The sequence below is a fragment of the Bradyrhizobium sp. SPXBL-02 genome (genome assembly GCF_051853065.1).
Lineage (GTDB): Bacteria > Pseudomonadota > Alphaproteobacteria > Rhizobiales > Xanthobacteraceae > Bradyrhizobium.
In genome coordinates this window covers 7,462,335-7,482,194 of record NZ_CP182474.1, presented here as the reverse complement: position 1 = coordinate 7,482,194, position 19,860 = coordinate 7,462,335, and the positions used below count along the sequence as shown (strand labels likewise).

Below are 19,860 nucleotides of genomic sequence, written 5' to 3'. Positions count from 1 at the left end.
CCGGTCAGACCGCCACCCCCAACGCCTTCCATTCGCGCAGCGCCTTGGCGTCGCGCGGGGTGACGTCGGGATATTCGGCGTCTTCGCCGACCATCGGCGAGATCTTCCAGGAGCGGGCGCATTTGGTGCCGACCGCCTTCTCCACCGCGACCGCGACGCCGGGGACGGCATCGAGGCGGAATGCCGAGGCCGGCGCCTCGCCCTCCCGCACCTCGTAGTTCGAGGTGATGCAGACTTCAGCCAGATCGATGTCGAACAAGGTCGCCAGCATGCCGCGATCGGCGACATAGATCACAGGCGATGCCTCCAGCGACGAGCCGATGTTCTTGGCGGCGCGTTCCAGCTCGAGCGCGCCGGTGACGACGCGGCGGACGTTGCGGATCGCCTCCCACTTCGCGGCGAGCTCGTCGTCGCGCAAGGCTTCGAGATCGGCGGGGAACAGCGTCAGATGCACCGACGGTTCGGGGTCGGGCCGGTACATGCGCCACGCCTCCTCGGCAGTGAAGCTGAGGATCGGCGCCAGCCATTTCAGGATCGAGGCGCATAACAGGTCGATCGTCGTCAGCGCCGCCTTGCGCGTCAGCGAGGAGGGCGGATCGCAATAGAGCGTATCCTTGCGGATGTCGAAATAGAATGCGGAGAGCTCGCTGTTCAGGAAGGCGGACAGGATCGCGACCACGGTCTTGTAGTCGAACTCCCGATAGGCCTTGCCGATCGCAGCGGCGCGCACCGCGAGCTCGTGCAGCATCAAGCGCTCGAGCTCGGGCATCTCGGCGGGCGCGACGGCGTCGGCCGGCTTGTAATGATGCAGCGTGCCGAGCATCCAGCGCACGGTGTTGCGCAGCTTGCGGTAGGTCTCGACTGTGTTCTTCAGGATCTCGGGGCCGATGCGCTGGTCGTCGGTGTAGTCGCAGGACGCGACCCAGAGCCTCAGGATGTCGGCGCCGGATTCCTTGATGACGGCCTGCGGCTCGATGGTGTTGCCGAGCGACTTCGACATCTTGCGGCCGTCCTCGGCCTGGGTGAAGCCGTGGGTCAGCACGATGTCGTAAGGCGCGCGGCCGCGCGTGCCGCAGCTTTCCAATAGCGAGGAATGGAACCAGCCGCGATGCTGGTCCGAGCCTTCCAGATACATCACCGTGTCGGCGCCGCCGTCGACCTTGCGCTTGATGCCGGCGAGCCCGGGAAACTGCACGGGATCTTCGAGCACGAAAGCGTGGGTCGAGCCGGAATCGAACCAGACGTCGAGAATGTCGTCGACCTTCTGCCAGTCCTCGTTCGCGCGGGGCCCGAGGAAGCGCTCGCGCGCGCCCGTCGCGTACCAGGCGTCGGCGCCTTCCTTCTCGAAGGCTTCGCCAATGCGCGCATTGACGGCCTCGTCCTGGAGGATCTCGGCGGAGCCGTCACCCTTCTCGCGCACGAACACGGCGATCGGCACGCCCCAGGCGCGCTGGCGCGAGATCACCCAGTCCGGGCGCGCCTCGATCATGCCGTTGATGCGGTTCTCGCCCGACGGCGGCACCCATTGCGTCACCGAGATGGCATGCAGCGCGCGGGCGCGCAGCGTGTCGCCGCTCTTGGCCTTGCCGCCCTGCGCAATGTCCTTATCCATCGCGATGAACCATTGCGGTGTGTTGCGGAAGATCACCGGCTTCTTGGAGCGCCAGGAGTGCGGATATTGATGCTTGAGCCGACCGCGCGCGAGCAGCATGCCTCTGTCGACGAGCGCCTTGATCACGGCCTCGTTGGCATCGCCCTTCTCGCCCTTGTCGGTGATGACGCGCTTGCCGACAAAGCCCGGCGCATGATCGGTGTAGGCGCCGTTCTCGTCGACGGTATAGGGGATCGCGGTGTTGATGCCGCGCGCATCGAGATCGCGCGCCTGTGCCATCCAGGCATCGAAGTCCTCGCGGCCATGGCCGGGCGCGGTGTGCACGAAGCCGGTGCCGGTGTCGTCGGTGACATGGTCGCCGGGCAGCAGCGGCACGACGAAGTCGTAGCCACCGCCAACGCCCCTCAGCGGATGGGCACACTCGATCGCGTCCATGGTGTCGCCGGGGACGTCGCGGACTTTCTCGTAAGCCGTCACCCGCGCCTGCTTGAAGACGTCTTCCGCGAGCGCATCGGCGAGGATCAGGAGGTCGCCGGTCTTGGCCCAATTGTCGGCGGGGGCGTCCGTCACCTTGTAGAGGCCATAGGCGATCTTCGGCGAGAACGAGATGGCGCGGTTGCCGGGCAGCGTCCAGGGCGTCGTGGTCCAGATCACGACGCTTGCGGAGGCGAGCGCACCGTGCGCGGGCGAGGTCACCGGGAACTTCACCCACACCGTATCGGAGGTGTGGTCCTCGTACTCCACCTCGGCTTCGGCCAGCGCGGTCTTCTCGACCACGCTCCACATCACCGGCTTGGAGCCGCGATAGAGCGTGCCGTTGGCGGCGAACTTCATCAGCTCGCGCGCGATCTGGGCTTCGGCCGGATAGCTCATGGTGGCGTAGGGATGGTCCCAATCGCCGATGACGCCGAGGCGCTTGAACTCCTCGCGCTGCACGCCGAGCCAGTGCGTGGCATAGGCGCGGCACTCCTTGCGGAAATCGATCATCGCGGCGGAGTCGCGGAAGTCGGGCTTCTGCTTGCCCTTCTTGCGATAATGCTCCTCCTCGACCTTCCACTCGATCGGCAGGCCGTGGCAGTCCCAGCCCGGCACGTAGTTGGAATCGAAGCCGAGCATCTGCTGGCTCTTGGTGACGAGATCCTTCAGGATCTTGTTCAGCGCCGTGCCGATATGGATGTTGCCGTTGGCGTAGGGCGGGCCGTCATGCAGCACGAACTTGGCGCGGCCTTTCCCATTCTGGCGCAGCTTCTCATAGAGGCCGATCTCGTACCAGCGCTTGAGGATCTCCGGCTCGCGCTGCGGCAGGCCGGCGCGCATCGGGAATTCGGTCTGCGGCAGGAACAGGGTCTTCGAATAGTCTTTGGCTTCAGACTTTTGGGACTTTTGCGGCTTTTCGGACATGAGGCTGACTGGCTCGGAAAGGGCGCGGGAACGGATGGCGATGCGGAATCGCGGGTGAAACGACGAAATCCCGGTCTTGCGCCGAGCCTTCAGGCTCAGGCGGAAGCCGGGCCGCTAATCCCTATGATGCGCCGCGCAAACATGGGCTCTCCATAGCAGGGGGCCGGAGGAAGCGCAAAGGGCCGGCGAGGCCGGGTTTCGGCTCAATCGATCGCGCCCAGCCGCGGAAACGCGTCCGGCGCGGCGGCGAGCATGGCGCGGGCGCGGGCGGAATCGTCGTCCATCTGCCGGATCAGGGCCTCCAGATCATCGAATTTCAGCTCCTCGCGGATGAAGCCGATGAAGGCGCAGTCGAGCGCCTGTCCGTAGAGGTCGCCCTTGAAGTCGAACAGGAAGATTTCGAGGAGCGGAGCGCCATTGTCGAAGGTCGGGCGGCGGCCGAAGCTGGCCACCCCGTCCAGACGCTCCTGATCCTTTCCCTGGCCGCGGCCGACCCGCACCGCGTAGATGCCATGCTTGAGGCCGCAATTGGCGTCCAGGCGGATGTTGGCGGTGGGATAGCCGAGGTCGCGGCCGCGCTTTTCACCGTGGATCACCTCGCCGGTGATGAACCAGGGCGCGCCCAGCATGGTCGTGGCCTCGTCGAGCTGGCCCTCGGCGAGCGCGATCCGGATCGCGCTGGAGGAGACCGGCCGTTCGTCGATATCGACATGCGCCTGCACGTCGACCTCGATGCCGAGCCGGGGCGCCTCGTTGACGAGAAGGCTGGGCGAGCCGACCCGACCCTTGCCGAAATGGAAGTCGTAGCCGACGGCAATGCCGCTGACCCCGAGACGCCCGATCAGGTCATGGTGAATGAAATCTTGCGCGCTGGTTCCGGCACGGGCCTTGTCGAAGGTCATGACCACGGCGCCGGCAAGCCCGGTGCCGGCCAGAAGCCGCAGCTTGGCCCGCTCGTCCGTCAGGCGGAATTGCGGGGTGTTGGGACTGAAAAACCGCCGCGGATGCGGCTCGAAGGTCAATGCCAGCGCAGGGCGGCCATGCGCCCTGCCCATCTCCAGGGCAGCCGCGATGACGGCGCGATGGCCGAGGTGAACGCCGTCGAAATTGCCCATGGCGACCACGGCGCCCCTTGGAATCGCGGAATCCGGCGTTGTATCGCGGATGACGGTAAAAGGCGGAGCCATCAGGGGAATTCTCGAACCGGGCAGGACCGGCCCGGACCGTGGCGCGACCGGCCGTGCGAAGTCAAGCGGCGGGGCGGGCAGACATTGAACACGATTTCAGTCCTTCGGAGCTGCCCGCAGTTAACGCGCTGTTTAAGGCCTTGGTGCTAGTGCTTGAGGCGTGGAACTGCCGGGCGCCGGCCTGGCAGGTCCGATCGTAATATTCCTTGGTTTGCGTTGGGGGAGTCGAGATGGCGGTTGATTTGTCGATGCCGGTTCTGGTGGTGGATGACTACAGCACCATGATCCGTATCATCCGGAATCTGCTGAAGCAGCTTGGCTTTGAGAACATCGATGATGCCAGCGACGGTTCGGCAGCGCTGAACAAGATGCGCGGCAAGAAGTACGGGCTCGTGATCTCCGACTGGAACATGGAGCCGATGACGGGCTACGACCTCTTGCGCGAAGTCCGCGCGGATCCGAACCTCGCCACCACGCCCTTCATCATGATCACCGCGGAATCGAAGACCGAGAACGTGATCGCGGCCAAGAAGGCCGGCGTGAACAATTACATCGTCAAGCCGTTCAACGCGGCGACGCTGAAGACCAAGATCGAGGCGGTCTTCCCGGACATGGCGAGCGCGTAAGCGCGATCCTGTCCCGGACAAGGCGCGGCGCGTCAGTGACGCGACGCTGAGCCGGGACCCAGTCTATCCCACGACATCGCTCGCGGGTTCTAGGCCCCGGCTCTGCAGCTCTTCGAGCTGCGTCCGGGGCACGATATTTTCTACCACTTCAATTCGCGCATCAGCGCCTTCGGCGGGTGGCCGAACAGCTCCATCACCGAATTCGGGTCGAGCTGGTCGAGGCCCTCGAACTCCTCGGCATGGATGCCGCGGGTGACGAACAGGCAGTCGATGCCGAATTCGCGGGCGCCGGTTAAGTCGGTGCGGACGGAATCGCCGATCGCCAGCACCTTCTTCCGGTCGATCTGATAGCCATGGCGCTCCCCGGCGAGCGCCATGGCGCGCTCATAGATCGGCCGGTGCGGCTTGCCGTAGAAGATCACCTCGCCGCCGAGCTCGCGATAGAGCTCGGCGATGGCACCGGCGCAGTAGATCAGCCGGTCGCCGCGCTCCACCACGATGTCGGGGTTGGCGCAGACCAGCGTCAGCTTGCGCTCGCGCGCCTTCAGCATCATGCCGCGATAGTCTTCCGCCGTCTCGGTCTCGTCGTCGTAGAGGCCGGTGCAGACGATGTAATCGGCTTCCTCCAGCGGCGCGGTCACCGCATCGAGGCCGCGATATATCGAGTTGTCGCGCTCGGGGCCGAGCCAGAACATCTTGCGGCCGGGATGATCGGCGACATAGAGCCGGGTCAGATCGCCTGAAGATACGATCGCGTCATAGGTCTCATCGGGGACGCCGAGCTTGCGCAATTGCCGCTGCACGGAGTCGGCCGGGCGCGGCGCGTTGGTGATCAGGATCACCGTACCGCCGCGGCTGCGATAGGTGTGCAGCGCCTCGCAGGCCTCGGGGAAGGATTCCAGCCCGTTATGGACCACGCCCCAGATGTCGCTGAGCACGACCTCCACACCGCCCACGAGCTCGCGCAGGCCTTCGGCAAAATGCAGCGCGGTCATGACGTGCGCGGCCGATCAGATGCGGCGCGCGAGCGCCGCGTTGCCTGTGATGCGTTGGGACGGAGGCGCAGCGGACGTTGCGCCTGAGCTGGGTGTGGCGGAGCCATTGGATCCCTGAATGTCCTGCGCCTGGTTCGGCGAGGCCCCGCCGGTAGCAGATGCCCCTTCGGGCCGCAATGGCCGGGGCGGTGCGAACAGGAACCCTTGGCCGAACCGTACGTCATAGTCGAGCAGGTCGACCACCGCGCGCTCGCCTTCGATCCGTTCGGCGATCAGGTCGATGCCGAAGCGGCCGAGCAGGTCGGAGAGGTCGGAGGGGTGGATGTCGGAGGCGGAAGCCTGCTTGGGATCGAGCAGCAGCGCGGCCGGCACCTTGATGAAGCGGACCCCGCGATCGGCCAGCTCGCGCGGCTCGATGCGCAAATCCGTGACATGGTCGATCGAGAAACGGAAGCCGCGCTGGGCCAGTGCCGCGAGGTTCTCGGTCTCGGCCGGACCGAGATTGCGGAAGGTCGACTGCTTGAACTCCAGCACCAGCGAGGGCGCCAGCGCGCGGTTGGCTTCGAGGAAATCGAGGCATTGCGCGAAGGTGGTGGAATTGCCGACTGTGGAGGCCGCGACGTTGCAGAACACGCCGACGTCCTTGTTGCGCACCATCAGGCGCCGCAGCACCTGCACGCAGCGCAGCATCACCATGTTGTCGATGCGCCCGATCAGCCCGGAGGCTTCCGCGATGCTGATGAACTCCTCGGCCGCGATCAACTGGTCGCGCTCGTCGCGCAGGCGCGTCACCGCCTCGTAGAACCGCACCTTGCGCTGCGGCAGCGTCACCATCGGCTGCAGGAAGATATCGATGCGATTCTCGTCGACCGCATTGCGCAGCGTCGCCAGCAACTGGGTCTGGTTGCGTCCATTGGCGGCCTGAACCGGGCTGGCCGCTTGGACCTGGACCGGCGGCGGCGCCGGCCGTGGCGGGGGCTCCGGAAGCGGAGGAGGAGCGAACGGCTTCTCCTCGAAGGGGGCAGCCAGATCGATCGGCGTTTCCGGCTCGGGCCGCGTGACCGGGGCGGGTGCGGGCGCCGGCGCGTGGCCGGCGAGCAGATCCTCATGGGCCGCGACGGTGGTGGCGAGCTGCCTGACCAATCCGCCCAGTTCGTTGATCTCGCCGATGACCGACTGGATTCGGTCGGAATTGGTCGAATTCGACGAGGCGATGCGGCTCTCGATGGCAGCCAACCGGCGGCCGAACTCGGCCACCTGGCGGGCGAGGTCGGCGGTGCCGCGCGACAGGTCGGCGATCTGGCCGCCGACGTCGCTGCGGTCGCGCAGCCGCATCGACACCGCGTTGTAGAGGATCAGGAAGGTCAGCGCGGTCAGCGCCACGATCGCCGATTCCGTTCCGCTGATGCCGGCGACCGAATAGAGCACGAGCCCGAGCGAGGCCGCGACCAGGACCATGCAGATGGCGATGAAGATCGTCGAAATGCGAATCATGCCGCGCGTTATGCCTTTAAGAGCTGACTGCTTCACCCGGGAAAACACGGGTCGCGCTCGACTCCGTCACGCCTCATGCTCCCCCAAGCATCCATGAGCCTAACATCATTGTTGATTCGAGGGGATAGTGGCTGTTTCGCAGCCCGGTCGGTCCGCGGCCGAAAGCTTTCGAGGCAGCGGCTGCGAAACCTCGCACGGCCTCTGCGGCTCCGGTGCGGAAATCAAGACGCTCTCAGCGGAAAATCATGCCGCCCTCAAGGCCAGCGAGCCGCATGCGCTCTATCGTCCCGGCGTTCAACCGCAGGAGATTGCCATGTCGACATCCGCCGCCCTCAAGCCAGCTGCCCCCCAACCCGATCTTGCCGCCGTCAAGCAGCGCCAGCACGGCGCCTGGTCGTCGGGCGACTATGCCGTGGTCGGCACCACCTTGCAGATCGTCGGGGAACAGCTCTGCGAGGCCATCGACTTGCGCGCCGGCAGCAAGGTGCTGGACGTCGCCGCCGGCAACGGCAATGCGACGCTGGCAGCGGCGCGGCGCTGGTGCGACGTCACATCCACCGACTACGTGCCGGCGCTGCTCAAGCGCGGGCGCGAGCGCGCGATGGCCGAACATCTCACCGTCGAGTTCCGCGAGGCGGATGCCGAAGCGCTGCCGTTTGCCGACGCCAGCTTCGACGTCGTGCTCTCCACTTTCGGCGTGATGTTCACCCCGGATCAGGACAAGGCCGCGTCCGAGCTCGCGCGGGTCTGCAAATCCGGCGGCAAGATCGGTCTTGCCAACTGGACGCCGCAAGGCTTCATCGGCCAGCTGTTCAAGACCATCGGCAAGCATTTGCCGCCGCCGGCGGGCGTGAAATCGCCCGCCATGTGGGGCACGACGGCACGGCTCGAGGAAATGTTCGGCGGCGTGGCCGCGGAGATCGCCGCCGACCCGCGCATGTTCGTGTTCCGCTATCGCTCGCCGGACCATTGGCTCGACATCTTCAAGACGTTCTACGGGCCCACGCTGAAGGCGTTTGCTGCGCTCGACGCGAGCGGCCAGGCCGCGCTGACGCGCGATCTGCTGGCGCTGCTCGGGGAGTTCAACCACGCCGATGACGGCACGATCGTGGTGCACAGCGAATATCTGGAAGCCGTGATCACCAAGCGCTGACCGCGCCCGAGATGCGGTCGGGCCAGCTCCGGCCCGACCGCCACCGATCAAAATGGCGCGGTAGCGCCGACCGTGTCGGCGGAGACGGCGTCGCGGGTGCCGAGCGGCTTGGGAGACCCCTCGGTGGTGTCCTTGAGCGTCTGCCGCTCGATCTCCGAATTCAGCTCGGCGCCGAACATGATGACGATCGCCGACATCCACATCCACATCATCAGGCCGATCGCCGCGCCCAGAGAGCCGTAGGTCGCGTTGTAATTGGCGAATTCCGAGAGATACCAGGACAGCAGGGCAGAGCCTGCGATCCAGAGGATCGCGGCCATCACGGCGCCGAGGCTCAGCCATTGCCAGCGCGGCGCGTCACGGCTGGGCGCGAAGCGGTAGAGAATGGCGAGTGCGACCAGCAGGATGACGAACAGCAGCGGCCATCGTGCCAGCGCCACGATCAGCTTGCTTTCCGGCGCCATGCCGAGATGATTGAGCGCAAGCGGGAAGGCGACGACGGCTCCCACCATCAACAGCAGCGCCACGATGCCGCCGACGGTGAAGGCCAGCGAGATCATGTTCAGCTGGATGAAGCTGCGCTTCTCGCGTTCCTCATAGGCGACGTTGAGGGCGTCGAAGATCGCCTTGACGCCGGCATTGGCGCTCCAGATCGCAAGCAGCAGGCCGACCAGGAAGGTGACACCGAGCGTCGTATTGCCGTTCGACACCACGCGCGCGACCTGGTCCTCGACGATCTGGAACGAGCCCTCGGGCAGCATTGTCGCAAGCGTCTGGAGGTTGGCGCTGATCGTCGCGGGATCGGCAAACAGGGCATAGGAGGAGACGAGCGCGGTGACGGCGGGGAAGAGCGCGAGCAGGCCGAAGAAGACGACGCCGCCCGCCGTCGCGAGCAGGCGATCCTCGTCGATGCGCTGATAGGTCCGCCAGAAAATATCCTTCCAGCCCGCCCAGGGGATCTCGAACGGGCTTTTCGCCCGGCGGCCGCGGCCCGGCTGCATCGCCGCGCCGGCCGGGTGCGTTTCCGGGGAATTCGCTTCGCCCTTGCGGTGGTCTGGCGGAGGCCCGGGCCTCGCCAGGCCGGAATCCTGAAAGTAGTGCTCCGCGGTCAGCACGAACACGGCCGTCGCCGCCACCAGCAGCCAGGAGTCGATCTGTTCGGAGCGCCGCGCCAGCATCACGCCTCCAGACTGCGCCTGTTGCGTCGCCGCCGGGCGGCCGTCAGCCCGACCAGGCCGACCGCCGCGAGCATCAGGCCGAGCTGCACGGGATGGTTGGCGCGGGCCGGCCAGGTCTTGATGCCGCCGCGCTCGCCCGGTGCGAGCGGCGCGAGGGGAATCGTCGTTGCGACCTCCTTCACGGCCTCCTTGACCGTTCCACGCGGGATCCGGGGCGTGGCGACCGCCACGCGCAGACGGCTCGCGAGCGGCACCACCGGCTTGGCCTTGCGTTTCATCTGCGCCATGGCCACGCCGGCACAGACCGCAGCCAGCACCAGCAGCACTGCCGCGACCGCGCCAAATCCCCAGAATTGCCCGTAGGTGATCGCCACCCAGCGGTACAAGGCGATCAGTCCGACGAAAAACGCCGCGACAACGAACAGGCCCGCGACTGCGAACAGTCCGCCGGCCACCGCGTAAGACGTCAACTTGCCCGTGGCCTGGCTGGTCTGGTCACGCAGATAGGATTGAGCAGCGCGTTTGACGTGATTGAGCTTGAGCGCCATCCCGGCGCGCAGCAATTCGCCCGATGGCGCGAGCATGCGGACATCCTCCAAGGACTAGAAAATTCGTCGGGGGATGAACGTGGCGATATTTGACTTGTTCCGATTGAGCGTGACCGGCCGTGATGAATCAGGCGAGATCGGCGGCTGCGATCCAGAACACCTCGCCCTCGGAATCTTCGGTGTCGAGCCAGAGCAGCGGCAGTTCCGGAAAGGCCTCGTCGACCAGCTCGCGGCCGCGGCCGATCTCGCAGATCAGCCCGCCCTGCGGCGTCAGGTGATCGGGCGCATCGCGCAGGATCCGGCGCACCACGTCGAGACCGTCGGCGCCGCCATCGAAGGCGAGCTTCGGCTCGGCCCGGCACTCCGGCGGCAATGCCGCCATGCCCTCGGCATCGACGTAGGGCGGGTTGGTGATGATCAGGTCGTATCTGTTGCCGCCGAGCGGGGCGAACAGGTCGCCGCGATAGAGGCTGATCCGGTCCTCGAGCCCGTATTCGCCGACATTGCGCGCAGCGACCTCGAGCGCGCCCTTGGAGATGTCGACGGCGTCGACGGTGGCGTTCGGGAAATGATGCGCGGCGAGGATCGCAAGGCATCCCGAGCCCGTGCAGAGATCGAGCACGCGCTCGACCGCCGTCGGATCGTCGATCAGCGATCCGGCCTCGCCGTCGGCGCCGAAATGCGACTCCAGGAGCTCGCCGATGAAGGAGCGCGGAACAATGACGCGCTCGTCGACATAGAAGGGCAGGCTGCGCATGTAGATCTTGTTGACGAGATAGGCGGCCGGTTTGCGCGTCGTGACGCGCTGATGGATGAGATCGAGGAGGGTCTTGCCTTCCGCGGCGGTGACGCGCGCGTTGGCGAAGATCTCGAACTGGTCGGGAGTGAGATGCAGCGCCTCGCAGACCAGGAACGCGGCTTCCGCGACGGGATCGGTCGTGCCATGGGCGAAGGCGAGCTTCGCCTCGACGAAGCGGCTCACCGCGTAACGGACGAAGTCGAGCAGCGTGAGAAGCTCGCCGGGTCCCACCTTCGCGAGCTTCGGCGCGGCGCGGCCGCGCGCGGTCTTCTTCGTAACTTTAGCCATCAGGATTTCGTCCAGCGTGCGGCGGCTTCGTCGTCACGGGCATGGGCCTCGACCCAGCCGGTGCCGGTGGCGCTCTCTTCCTTCTTCCAGAACGGCGCGCTGGTCTTGAGATAGTCCATCAGGAACTCGGCCGCCTGGAACGCCGCCTGCCGGTGCTGCGAGGCGGTCACGACCAGCACGATGTTCTGGCCCGGCATGAAGCGGCCGACGCGGTGGATCACCGTGACGCCGTTGAGCGGCCAGCGCGAAATGGCCTCGTCGGCATGGCGCCTGATCTCTTCCTCCGCCATGCCGGGATAATGTTCGAGCGTCAGCGCCGCGACGTTGGCGCTGTCCTCGTCGGCGCGGCAGATCCCGGAAAAGCTCACGACCGCGCCGATATCGGTCCGGCTGCCGGTCAGGACCGAGATCTCGCGCGCGATGTCGAAATCGTCTTCCTGGATACGGATGGTGACGGGGCAGGTCATGATCGTGCCGCTTCGATGGTGCCGCACCTCTCCCATAGGGAGAGGTCGCGCCGAAGGCGCGGGTGAGGGGATCCGCCCTCTCGTGAGACCTGTGCCCCCTCACCCGGATCGCTTACGCGACATAGCCGAGGCTTTGCCTCGGCGTTCTCTAACACGGCCGCCGAAGGCGGCCTACGCCTCTCCCCTTTGGGGAGAGGTGAGCCGACACCGTACGCTCGTCTGTTCGAGAGCATCAGCCTAGCCGCCGGTCATGGGCGGGAAGAACGCGACCTCGCGGGCGCCTGCAATGGCGGCGTCCTGCTTGACGTGAGCGCGGTCGATCGCGGCGCGGATCACCTTCGGCTTCTCGAACGCATGCGCATAAGCCTCGCTTTGGCCGGAGAGCCAGGCGATCAGCTCCTCGACGGTGCGCACGCTCGCGGGCGGCTCGATCGTCTCTTCGGCCTTGCCGACGCGCTCGCGCACCCAGGCGAAATACTTCACCTTCATCCCTCGTCCTCCTTGATGAGGTGATGGATGCCGGCGCGGAAATAGTCGTAGCCGGTGTACATGGTGAGGATCGCCGAGGCCCACAGCAGTGCGAGGCCAATCATCGAGACCACTGGCACGACCTCGTCGCCGGCCGGTCCCGCGAGCAGGAACCCGATCGCTACCAGCTGGACTGTGGTCTTCCATTTCGCAAGCTTGGTCACGGGCACGCTGACGCGGAGCGCAGCCAGATATTCGCGCAGGCCCGAGACCAGGATCTCGCGGCACAGGATCACGATCGCGGCCCATAGCGACCAGCCGTGAATGATGCCATCCGCGGCCAGCATCAACAGGCAGGAGGCGACCAGCAGCTTGTCGGCGATCGGATCGAGCATGCGGCCGAAGGCCGATTGCTGATTCCAGATCCGCGCGTAATAGCCGTCGAGGTAATCGGTCACCCCAGCGGCGATGAAAATGGCGACCGCGAGCCAGCGCAGCCAGAGCGGCTGATCCAGAATCGACTGCGCATAGATGCATCCGACCACGACCGGGATCGCGGCGATCCGGCCGTAGGTCAGGATGTTGGGGAGGGACATCGCGCGGCTGGTGGTCCCTCGTGTCGTGGCGATGTTCATCCGTCCTACCAATACCGCTCAAGCCTGAAGGTCAACCGTTCCACTCCCAAATGGGATGCAGGATGCGACGACCATATGACCGCCGCCTCCTTTAGTTCACCCCGGCTGGGGATGGAAATACTCGAAAATCCTGCGGGCGCTCTCGGCGCTGACCCCCGGAACCTTGCCGAGATCGGCGATCGAGGCCCGCTCGATCTCTTTCAGGGTACCGAAATGATGCAGCAAGGCACGTTTGCGTGACGGGCCGATGCCCGGAATCTCCTGCAAGCCGGCCTCGCGGATGTCCTTCTTGCGCAGCTTGCGGTGCGAGCCGATGACGAAACGGTGGGCCTCGTCGCGCAGGCGCTGGATGAAATAGAGCACGGGATCGCGCGGCTCCAGCTTGATCGCCTCGCGCTCCGGCATGAACAGGGTCTCGCGGCCGGCATCCCGGTCCGGCCCCTTGGCCACCGACATCAGCGACACCTGGGTCAGGCCGAGATTGGCGAAGATCTCGCGCACCGCGTTGAGCTGGCCGCGGCCGCCGTCGATGATGACGAGGTCGGGCCATTGCGGGAAATCGTCGTCCTTGGCCTTGGTGGCGGCGTCCTCGGGCGGGTTGATCAGGCGCTTGAAGCGGCGCTCCAGCACCTCGCGCATCATGGCGAAGTCGTCGCCGGGCGTGATCCCTTCCGACTTGATGTTGAACTTGCGGTACTGGTTCTTCACGAAGCCATCAGGGCCCGCGACGATCATGGCACCGACCGCGTTGGTGCCCTGGATGTGGCTGTTGTCGTAGACTTCGATGCGCTTGGGCATGTGCGGCAGGCTCAGCGTCGCGGCCATGGCCTCGAGCAGGCGGCTTTGCGTCGCCGTGTCCGCGAGCTTGCGGCCGAGCGCCTCGCGCGCATTGGTCAGTGCGTGGGCGACCAGCTCCTTCTTCTCGCCGCGCTTGGGCGCGGTGACCTCGACCTTGTGGCCGGCCTTGATCGACAGCGCATTGGCGAGCAGCTCGCTCTCCTCGATCTCGTGCGAGAGCAGGATGTTCTTCGGCGGCGGCTTGTCGTCGTAGAACTGGGCCAGGAAGGACCCCAGCACTTCCTCGGGCGTAAAGCTCTTCTCCGCGCGCGGAAAATAGGCGCGGTTGCCCCAGTTCTGTCCGGTGCGGAAGAAGAACACCTCGACGCAGGAGAAGCCGCCCTCCTGGTGGATGGCGAACACGTCGGCTTCCTCCACCGTGCGTGGGTTGATGCCCTGCTGCGACTGGATCGCCGACAGCGCGGCGAGGCGGTCGCGGTAGAGTGCGGCGCGCTCGAATTCGAGCTCGTTCGAGGCCTTCTCCATCTCGCCGGCGAGCTCCTGCTTCACCGCATGGCTCTTGCCGGAGAGGAAGTCGCTCGCCTCGCGCACCAGCGTCGAATAGCCGCCGAAATCGATCTCGCGGGTGCAGGGGCCGGCGCAGCGGCGGATCTGGTGGAGCAGGCAGGGCCGGGTGCGGCTCTCGAAGAAGGAATCGGTGCAGGAGCGGATCAGGAACGCCCGCTGCAGCGCCGTGATGGTGCGGTTGACCGCGCCGGCAGAGGCGAACGGGCCGAAATAGCGTCCGGGCCGGGTCTGCGCACCACGATGCTTGAGGATCTGCGGCGCCCAATGGTCGCCGGTGATCAGGATGTAGGGAAACGATTTGTCGTCGCGCAGCTGCACGTTGAAGCGCGGCCGCAGCTGCTTGATGAGGTTGGCCTCCAGCAGCAGCGCCTCGGTCTCGGTCGTGGTCGAGACGATCTCCACGGTGACGGTGGCCGCGATCATGCGCAGGATGCGGGCCGGCAGTGGCGCACTCTGGCGCGCATAACTGGACAGGCGCTTTTTGACGTTCTTGGCCTTGCCGACATAGAGCACGTCGGCGTTCGCATTGAGCATGCGATAGACGCCGGGCGAGGTCGGCGCGAGGCGGACCGCGCGCTCGATCGCCTCGTGACCGGTCGCGAGCGGGCCTTCGCCGACGGCGCCGCTCTCTTCCAGGATGTCCGGCAGCAGCGCATCGTCCTCGTCGTCGCCGCCTGCCGCCGCGGGATCGACGTCCGGCGCGGCCAGCCGCTCGGGCGGGGCGTCGCTCGCAGCAGGCTGCGGCGGCTTGCGCGCGCGGTCGTCCGGATTGTCGGAGGAATCGTGAACCATGGGGCGAATTTAGGCGCTGGGGGTGCCGATTTGAAGTTCCGGCCATGCCGCACGCAAGAGGATGGCGGCCAGTTTCCGGTAACGCTTCCTTAAGTCTGTTAAGCGGGCGGTAACCCGACTTAACAGCCCTTTAACTTAAAACTCTCGATAAATCCTACGCGAAAAGTTCTTGGTTCCGTAACCGTCCGGTTTTGCTCGCGCGGCGGCGCGGACATCGCTCGGTTGCGACAGTTGCGTTGGAGTGAGTGATGAAGAGGCTCGTTGTGGGCGCAGCCGCGTTGGTTGCAGCCGGCTGGACAGCTTCGGCAGAGGCCGCCGATCTCAATTACGGGCAGCGTGCGCCCTATACCGTCAATCAGCCGCTCAATGCCTATAGCTGGGCAGGTCCCTATCTCGGCGGCAACATCGGCTATCAATGGGGCTCGGTCGACAACAATCCCACCAAGCCGTCCGGCTTCGTCGGCGGTGTGCAGGCCGGCTACAATTTCCAGAACGGCCCGTGGGTGTTCGGTGTCGAGGGCGACATCCAGGCCGCCGGCGCCGACGACACCTTTGCGCCGTGGAAATTCTCCAACCCATGGTTCGGCACCCTGCGCGGCCGCGCCGGCTATGCGTTCAACAACGTGCTGTTCTACGGCACCGCCGGCCTCGCCTTCGGCGAGCTGCGGGCGCAGACCTTCGGCTGGACGGAGTCGCACACCACCGCCGGCTGGACCATCGGTGCCGGTGCGGAAGTCGGCCTCACGCCGAACTGGAGCGCCAAGCTCGAATATCTCTACATCGATCTGTCGACCAGCCAGTTCGCAATTACGGGCGTATCAAACGGCTATAGCGCCAGCGTTGTCCGCGCAGGCGTGAACTATCGCTTCTGACATCCAAAGAAGAAAATACCGGACCAGCCTCCCGGCCGCTTGCGGCCGGGATTTTTTTCGCGCCAGGCTCGCTAGGAGAGGATCACAAGATTGACCGCCTTCGGTCCCTTCCCCTTCTTGTCCGGTTCGACTTCGAAAGTAATACGCTGTCCTTCGGCAAGGTCCTTCAGTCCCGCCCGCTCCACAGCGGTGATGTGAACGAAGACATCGCGACCGCCGTCGTCAGGCTTGATGAAGCCGTAGCCGCGCTCGCCGTTAAAGAACTTGACCGTTCCCGTCATGGCCATCGGGAAACTCCCCCTCATTGCTCCTCCGCCGCGACGCAGACTCACGTCGCGACATGACCGGGCCATACGGAGCCCGGGAGCTGGCCATCCCTTGGACGGACCTGATCGGTCCGGCGGGATCTTTCTTAGGGCCTTCACTCCGCCGCAACCATTCGCGGAAGCGGAACGTAAAGCCAGTCACGGAAATAGCATAATACGGTTCTTCGCAGATTGACTACCGGTCCTGCATATTTTTCCCAAGAATGCCGGAGTGTTACGGCCTGACGTTAAGGCTTGGGCGCCTCCAGTCGGAATCTGGCGGCCCCGCCCTGGCCGAGCGGTATTTCCAGCTCCGGCAGAATGGTCTTGAGCTCGCCGTGCAGCGTGTAGGGCGGGTTGACGATCAGGAGGCCGGTGGAGGTGAGGGCGGCGCTGTCGGCTTGCGGCGCGACGCTGAATTCGAGGCGCAGGCATTTTCCGGGTGGCTTTGCTGCAGCTGCGAGCCGCGCCACGGTTTGCGCCAGCATGTCGGTGGCGCGCCGGTTCTTGGCGGGATACCAGATTACGTAGATACCGGTCGGCCATTTCGCGAACGCCGCCGAGAAGACGTCGCCGAGCCGCTCGAACTCGTCCTTGGCCTCGAAGGGCGGATCGATCAGCACGAGGCCGCGCCGCTCCTTCGGCGGCACGAAAGCCGGCAGCGCCACCCAGCCGTCGAGATCGACCACGCGGGCCTGCTCGTCGCGGCGCAGCGCGTCGATCAGCGCTTTCCGTGCCTTCGGCTCGAGCTCGCAGGCGACGAGCCGGTCCTGCGGCCTGAGCAGGCCGCGCGCGATCAACGGCGAGCCTGGATAGACCTTCAGCTCGCCCTTCGGATTGAAGGCGCGGACGATGTCGAGATAGGGCTTCGTCAGCGCCGCGCTCTCGTTCGACAGGCGCGCCTGCAGCAGCCGGGCAATGCCGGTCAGCCATTCGCCGCCGCGGCGCGCCTCGTCGCTGTCGAGATCGTAGAGGCCGGCGCCGGCATGGGTGTCGATAACGCGGAACGCTGCCGGCTTGTCCTGCAGATAAGTGAGGATGCGCGCCAGCACGATGTGCTTGATGACATCGGCGAAGCTGCCGGCGTGGAAGGCGTGGCGGTAGTTCATGGGATAGGACTACGTTGTCTGGCGCGATCCCATCCCCTTGTCATTGCGAGCGCAGCGAAGCAATCCAGAATCTTTCCGCGAAGGCAGTCTGGATTGCTTCGTCGCAAGGGCTCCTCGCAATGACGGGCCTAGCCGCCCCTGATCGGCGGCATCGTCACCTGGTCGCGGCGGCAGGCGCGGCGCTCGATCTCGTCGCAGGCGCGGAATTGCAGGTCCTTGCTGAGGCAGATGCGGACCTCGGACAGCCGTGTCCGGTTGCAGGTGACCGAGACGGCGGCATTGCTGAGACCCGGATTGGCCTTGATGAAGGCCTCCTCGACGTCCGCCGGCGCGACGGTCTTGGGCTGTGACAGATCGAGATACTCGGTCGGAATCTTGATCGCGGCGCGCGCCTTGCGGATCATCTCGAAATAGCTGCGGCCCTCGAGCCCGGAACAGGTGCCGTGCTTGTCCCACTCGTTGAAGATCAGGCCCGGCGCCGGCATCAGGTCGAGCATCGAGGAGACGATGTTGCGGTTCAGGCGCGGCGCCGGCCGCTGGCAATATTCCGGAAAACCGTTCTCGTATTGCGGCCACAGCCCATGCACCACGAAGGCGTAGGGCCGGCCGCCGCATTGCATCTGGGACCGGCCGCCGCGTTCGGCTGCTTCCTCGCAGAACGAGGGCGACCACGACAGCGACAGCACATAGAAATCGAACTCGCCGGGTGCGTTCTGCCGCTTGTCCTGCGCCTTCGCACCGCCGGCGAGGGTGGCCAACCCAGTTGCGAGGGTCAGCGAGATCATCAGACGGGACAACGAACGCAATCGAGAGTGAAACATGGCGACGCCCCTCAACTAGACTGTGCACACAGCCTAGCAGGCGATGGGAACATTTCAAGAACAAAATTGGGGCGGCAGTCGTCGGCCGGCTGATCAGCCCGAATCAGCCGCTTCCGGTCAGGGCTTGGCGGCGCGGCAGGCCGGATTGTAGGCCCAGTTGCGGTCGACGCCGACCACGCACCACTCGACGCCGTTGCCGTAGCCGGCGAAGCCGCCATCCTCAATGAGCGAGAAATGCACCTTGCGTACCTTGCCGTCGGTGAGCATGGCGTCAGCGGTGCAATAGCGGCGCGGAATGTTGTCGGACTGCCAGGGGCGGAACGCGACCTCGCGAACGGCGGAGAAGCCGGTGATCTTCAACGGGGAATTCCAGAACCCGCTTTCCTTTTCCCAGAATTGGGTGGCGATCGTCGGCAGCGCCCTGTCGCAATCGGCCACGGCGCCGTCATAGCGCGGCCCGCTCAGCCAGAAATTCAGCTCGAGCGGATTGGCGGCCCTGGCCTCGCCGAGCGACAGCGCTCCCAACATGAGGCCGAGCACGGCGGCAAAGCGGAGCGATTTCTGGGAGGGGGCGCGCATGGTCAATCCGGACAGCTGGCTCTTGCGAAGGTCGGACGGTGCCGCGAAGGTTGGGGGAGGTCAAGTGCAGCGCGGCAACACTTCGCCAGGACTTGACCAAGATGTCGCGGCCAACAGGGTTCGGTTCTTTTCACGCCCCTCCCGGCACCGTAAACTGGCGCCAGCCAATTGGAGTGACGGGAATGCGAATCATTGCGGCCGCGGGCCTTCTTGCCAGCCTGGTTGTCTCGGGCATGATGGCGAGCCAGTCGGCGCGCGCCGACATCTTTGCTCCGGTGCCGCCGTTCAAGGGCAACGACACCGGCGGCATCATCGCCTATTCGATGGCGACCCAGGTCGATGCGCGTCAGGTCGCGGTCGATCACTGCGCCCGCTACGGCAAGGTCGCGAAATTCCTGGGCGTGCAGGCCTATGAGGGCGGCTACATCTCGTTCGCCTGCCGCTGGGTGCCCTATGGCGCCGCCGATCGGCCGATCCGCACGCTCTACTGAGGTGCTGTCGTAGCGCCGCACTTCTCTCAGCCGGGAGCCTTCGACATGACGCGCAAATTCGCTTTGCTCGGCTCGACGCTCTGCCTCGCGTTGTCGGCAGGCGGCGCCAGCGCCGACGACCTGCCGGTACGCAAACCCGGTCTTTGGGAGATGAAGCTGGTCACATCAGGCTCGCCGGTGCCCGAGATGACCATGCAGCACTGCACCGACGAGACCGTCGACAAGGAGATGAGCAATAACGTCTCCCCGATGGCCAAGCAGATCTGCGCCAAGCAGGAGATCAAGAAGACTGCGACCGGCTATGTCAGCGATTCCGAGTGCAGCGTCGCCGGCGTCAGCACGACCTCGCATGCGGAGATCACCGGCGATTTCAACTCGGCCTACACGGTGAAGACGACCTCGCATGCGCAAGGCGGCGTCGCCGGCACGGCCGGGCGCGATAGCACCACGACGCTGCAAGCCAAATGGCTCGGGGCCTGCAAGCCGGATCAGAAACCCGGCGACATCGTCATGCCCGGCGGCTTCAAGATGAACACGCGCGACATGGACAAGCTGAAGGCGCTGCTGCCGAAGTAGGGTCAGATGGTCGCGAGACAGTAGTCCGAAAATCGGTGCGCTCCCTCGCCCCGTTCTTACGGGGAGAGGGTTGGGGTGAGGGGCCTCTCTCCACACGTG

General features: G+C 65.6%; 20 protein-coding genes. 5 read left to right on the top strand and 15 right to left on the bottom strand.

Translation table 11 applies throughout. The features are described 5' to 3' along the window. Positions 1–4: 4 nt before the first annotated feature. Together ileS and ACNJYD_RS34740 are read right to left on the bottom strand one after the other, a co-directional pair. Complete coding sequence (gene ileS, locus ACNJYD_RS34745; protein ID WP_212259354.1) at positions 5–3,013, bottom strand: isoleucine--tRNA ligase; 3,009 nt, start codon at positions 3,011–3,013, stop codon at positions 5–7. 203 nt (positions 3,014–3,216) lie between these two features. After that, a complete protein-coding gene (locus ACNJYD_RS34740; RefSeq protein WP_212259355.1) occupies positions 3,217–4,200 on the bottom strand; it encodes a bifunctional riboflavin kinase/FAD synthetase in 984 nt (327 codons plus the stop codon). Positions 4,201–4,430: 230 nt separating this feature from the next. Here ACNJYD_RS34740 and ACNJYD_RS34735 point away from each other — a divergent pair, with 230 nt between their 5' ends. Next, the gene (locus tag ACNJYD_RS34735; RefSeq protein WP_008567674.1) at positions 4,431–4,826 is read left to right on the top strand and encodes a response regulator; all 396 of its coding nucleotides are present in this window, start codon (positions 4,431–4,433) and stop codon (positions 4,824–4,826) included. A gap of 140 nt (positions 4,827–4,966) precedes the next feature. Here ACNJYD_RS34735 and ACNJYD_RS34730 read toward each other — a convergent pair whose 3' ends face one another. Both ACNJYD_RS34730 and ACNJYD_RS34725 read right to left on the bottom strand, forming a co-directional pair. Next, a complete protein-coding gene (locus tag ACNJYD_RS34730; protein ID WP_212259356.1) occupies positions 4,967–5,821 on the bottom strand; it encodes a TIGR01459 family HAD-type hydrolase in 855 nt (284 codons plus the stop codon). Between the two features lie 15 nt (positions 5,822–5,836). After that, positions 5,837–7,315, bottom strand: coding sequence for an EAL domain-containing protein (locus ACNJYD_RS34725; RefSeq protein WP_212259357.1), 1,479 nt, complete (start codon positions 7,313–7,315; stop codon positions 5,837–5,839). Positions 7,316–7,628: 313 nt separating this feature from the next. Here ACNJYD_RS34725 and ACNJYD_RS34720 point away from each other — a divergent pair, with 313 nt between their 5' ends. Next, positions 7,629–8,468 carry a class I SAM-dependent methyltransferase gene (locus tag ACNJYD_RS34720; protein WP_212259358.1) on the top strand — a complete coding sequence of 280 codons (840 nt, stop codon included), beginning with the start codon at positions 7,629–7,631 and terminating at the stop codon, positions 8,466–8,468. Positions 8,469–8,515: 47 nt separating this feature from the next. Here ACNJYD_RS34720 and ACNJYD_RS34715 read toward each other — a convergent pair whose 3' ends face one another. The 7 genes from ACNJYD_RS34715 to uvrC form a co-directional block, all read right to left on the bottom strand. After that, positions 8,516–9,646: a YihY/virulence factor BrkB family protein gene (locus tag ACNJYD_RS34715; RefSeq protein WP_260380988.1), complete on the bottom strand. Its 1,131-nt coding sequence runs from the start codon at positions 9,644–9,646 to the stop codon at positions 8,516–8,518. Continuing rightward, positions 9,646–10,230, bottom strand: coding sequence for a phage holin family protein (locus ACNJYD_RS34710; protein WP_439364655.1), 585 nt, complete (start codon positions 10,228–10,230; stop codon positions 9,646–9,648). The genes ACNJYD_RS34715 and ACNJYD_RS34710 overlap by 1 nt, the downstream gene beginning before the upstream one ends. Before the next feature lie 91 nt (positions 10,231–10,321). Then, complete coding sequence (prmB, locus tag ACNJYD_RS34705) at positions 10,322–11,281, bottom strand: 50S ribosomal protein L3 N(5)-glutamine methyltransferase (protein ID WP_439364654.1); 960 nt, start codon at positions 11,279–11,281, stop codon at positions 10,322–10,324. Further along, a complete protein-coding gene (locus ACNJYD_RS34700) occupies positions 11,281–11,748 on the bottom strand; it encodes a molybdenum cofactor biosynthesis protein MoaE (RefSeq protein WP_172788773.1) in 468 nt (155 codons plus the stop codon). Before ACNJYD_RS34700 ends, prmB begins: the two co-directional genes overlap by 1 nt. A gap of 237 nt (positions 11,749–11,985) precedes the next feature. Beyond that, positions 11,986–12,237 carry a molybdopterin converting factor subunit 1 gene (gene moaD, locus ACNJYD_RS34695; RefSeq protein WP_172788772.1) on the bottom strand — a complete coding sequence of 84 codons (252 nt, stop codon included), beginning with the start codon at positions 12,235–12,237 and terminating at the stop codon, positions 11,986–11,988. Next, complete coding sequence (pgsA, locus tag ACNJYD_RS34690; RefSeq protein ID WP_172788771.1) at positions 12,234–12,851, bottom strand: CDP-diacylglycerol--glycerol-3-phosphate 3-phosphatidyltransferase; 618 nt, start codon at positions 12,849–12,851, stop codon at positions 12,234–12,236. The genes moaD and pgsA overlap by 4 nt, the downstream gene beginning before the upstream one ends. Before the next feature lie 96 nt (positions 12,852–12,947). Continuing rightward, positions 12,948–15,008: an excinuclease ABC subunit UvrC gene (gene uvrC, locus ACNJYD_RS34685; protein WP_439364653.1), complete on the bottom strand. Its 2,061-nt coding sequence runs from the start codon at positions 15,006–15,008 to the stop codon at positions 12,948–12,950. Positions 15,009–15,256: 248 nt separating this feature from the next. On the opposite strand from uvrC, the gene ACNJYD_RS34680 reads away from it, so the two are divergent. Beyond that, the gene (locus ACNJYD_RS34680) at positions 15,257–15,880 is read left to right on the top strand and encodes an outer membrane protein (protein ID WP_172788769.1); all 624 of its coding nucleotides are present in this window, start codon (positions 15,257–15,259) and stop codon (positions 15,878–15,880) included. 71 nt (positions 15,881–15,951) lie between these two features. Here ACNJYD_RS34680 and ACNJYD_RS34675 read toward each other — a convergent pair whose 3' ends face one another. The 4 genes from ACNJYD_RS34675 to ACNJYD_RS34660 form a co-directional block, all read right to left on the bottom strand. Further along, positions 15,952–16,167 (bottom strand): cold-shock protein, encoded by a 216-nt coding sequence (locus tag ACNJYD_RS34675; protein WP_008544396.1) that lies wholly within the window; start codon positions 16,165–16,167, stop codon positions 15,952–15,954. Positions 16,168–16,433: 266 nt separating this feature from the next. Further along, positions 16,434–17,294, bottom strand: coding sequence for a 23S rRNA (adenine(2030)-N(6))-methyltransferase RlmJ (locus tag ACNJYD_RS34670; protein ID WP_439364652.1), 861 nt, complete (start codon positions 17,292–17,294; stop codon positions 16,434–16,436). A gap of 128 nt (positions 17,295–17,422) precedes the next feature. Continuing rightward, positions 17,423–18,115, bottom strand: coding sequence for a ribonuclease T2 family protein (locus tag ACNJYD_RS34665; RefSeq protein WP_439364650.1), 693 nt, complete (start codon positions 18,113–18,115; stop codon positions 17,423–17,425). 117 nt (positions 18,116–18,232) lie between these two features. Further along, positions 18,233–18,694 carry a hypothetical protein gene (locus ACNJYD_RS34660; protein ID WP_172788766.1) on the bottom strand — a complete coding sequence of 154 codons (462 nt, stop codon included), beginning with the start codon at positions 18,692–18,694 and terminating at the stop codon, positions 18,233–18,235. Between the two features lie 182 nt (positions 18,695–18,876). On the opposite strand from ACNJYD_RS34660, the gene ACNJYD_RS34655 reads away from it, so the two are divergent. Together ACNJYD_RS34655 and ACNJYD_RS34650 are read left to right on the top strand one after the other, a co-directional pair. Next, positions 18,877–19,185, top strand: coding sequence for a hypothetical protein (locus tag ACNJYD_RS34655; protein ID WP_172788765.1), 309 nt, complete (start codon positions 18,877–18,879; stop codon positions 19,183–19,185). A 45-nt stretch (positions 19,186–19,230) separates the two neighbouring features. Continuing rightward, entirely contained in the window at positions 19,231–19,761 is a 531-nt protein-coding gene (locus ACNJYD_RS34650) for a DUF3617 domain-containing protein (protein ID WP_271509094.1), read from the top strand. Positions 19,762–19,860: the final 99 nt, after the last annotated feature.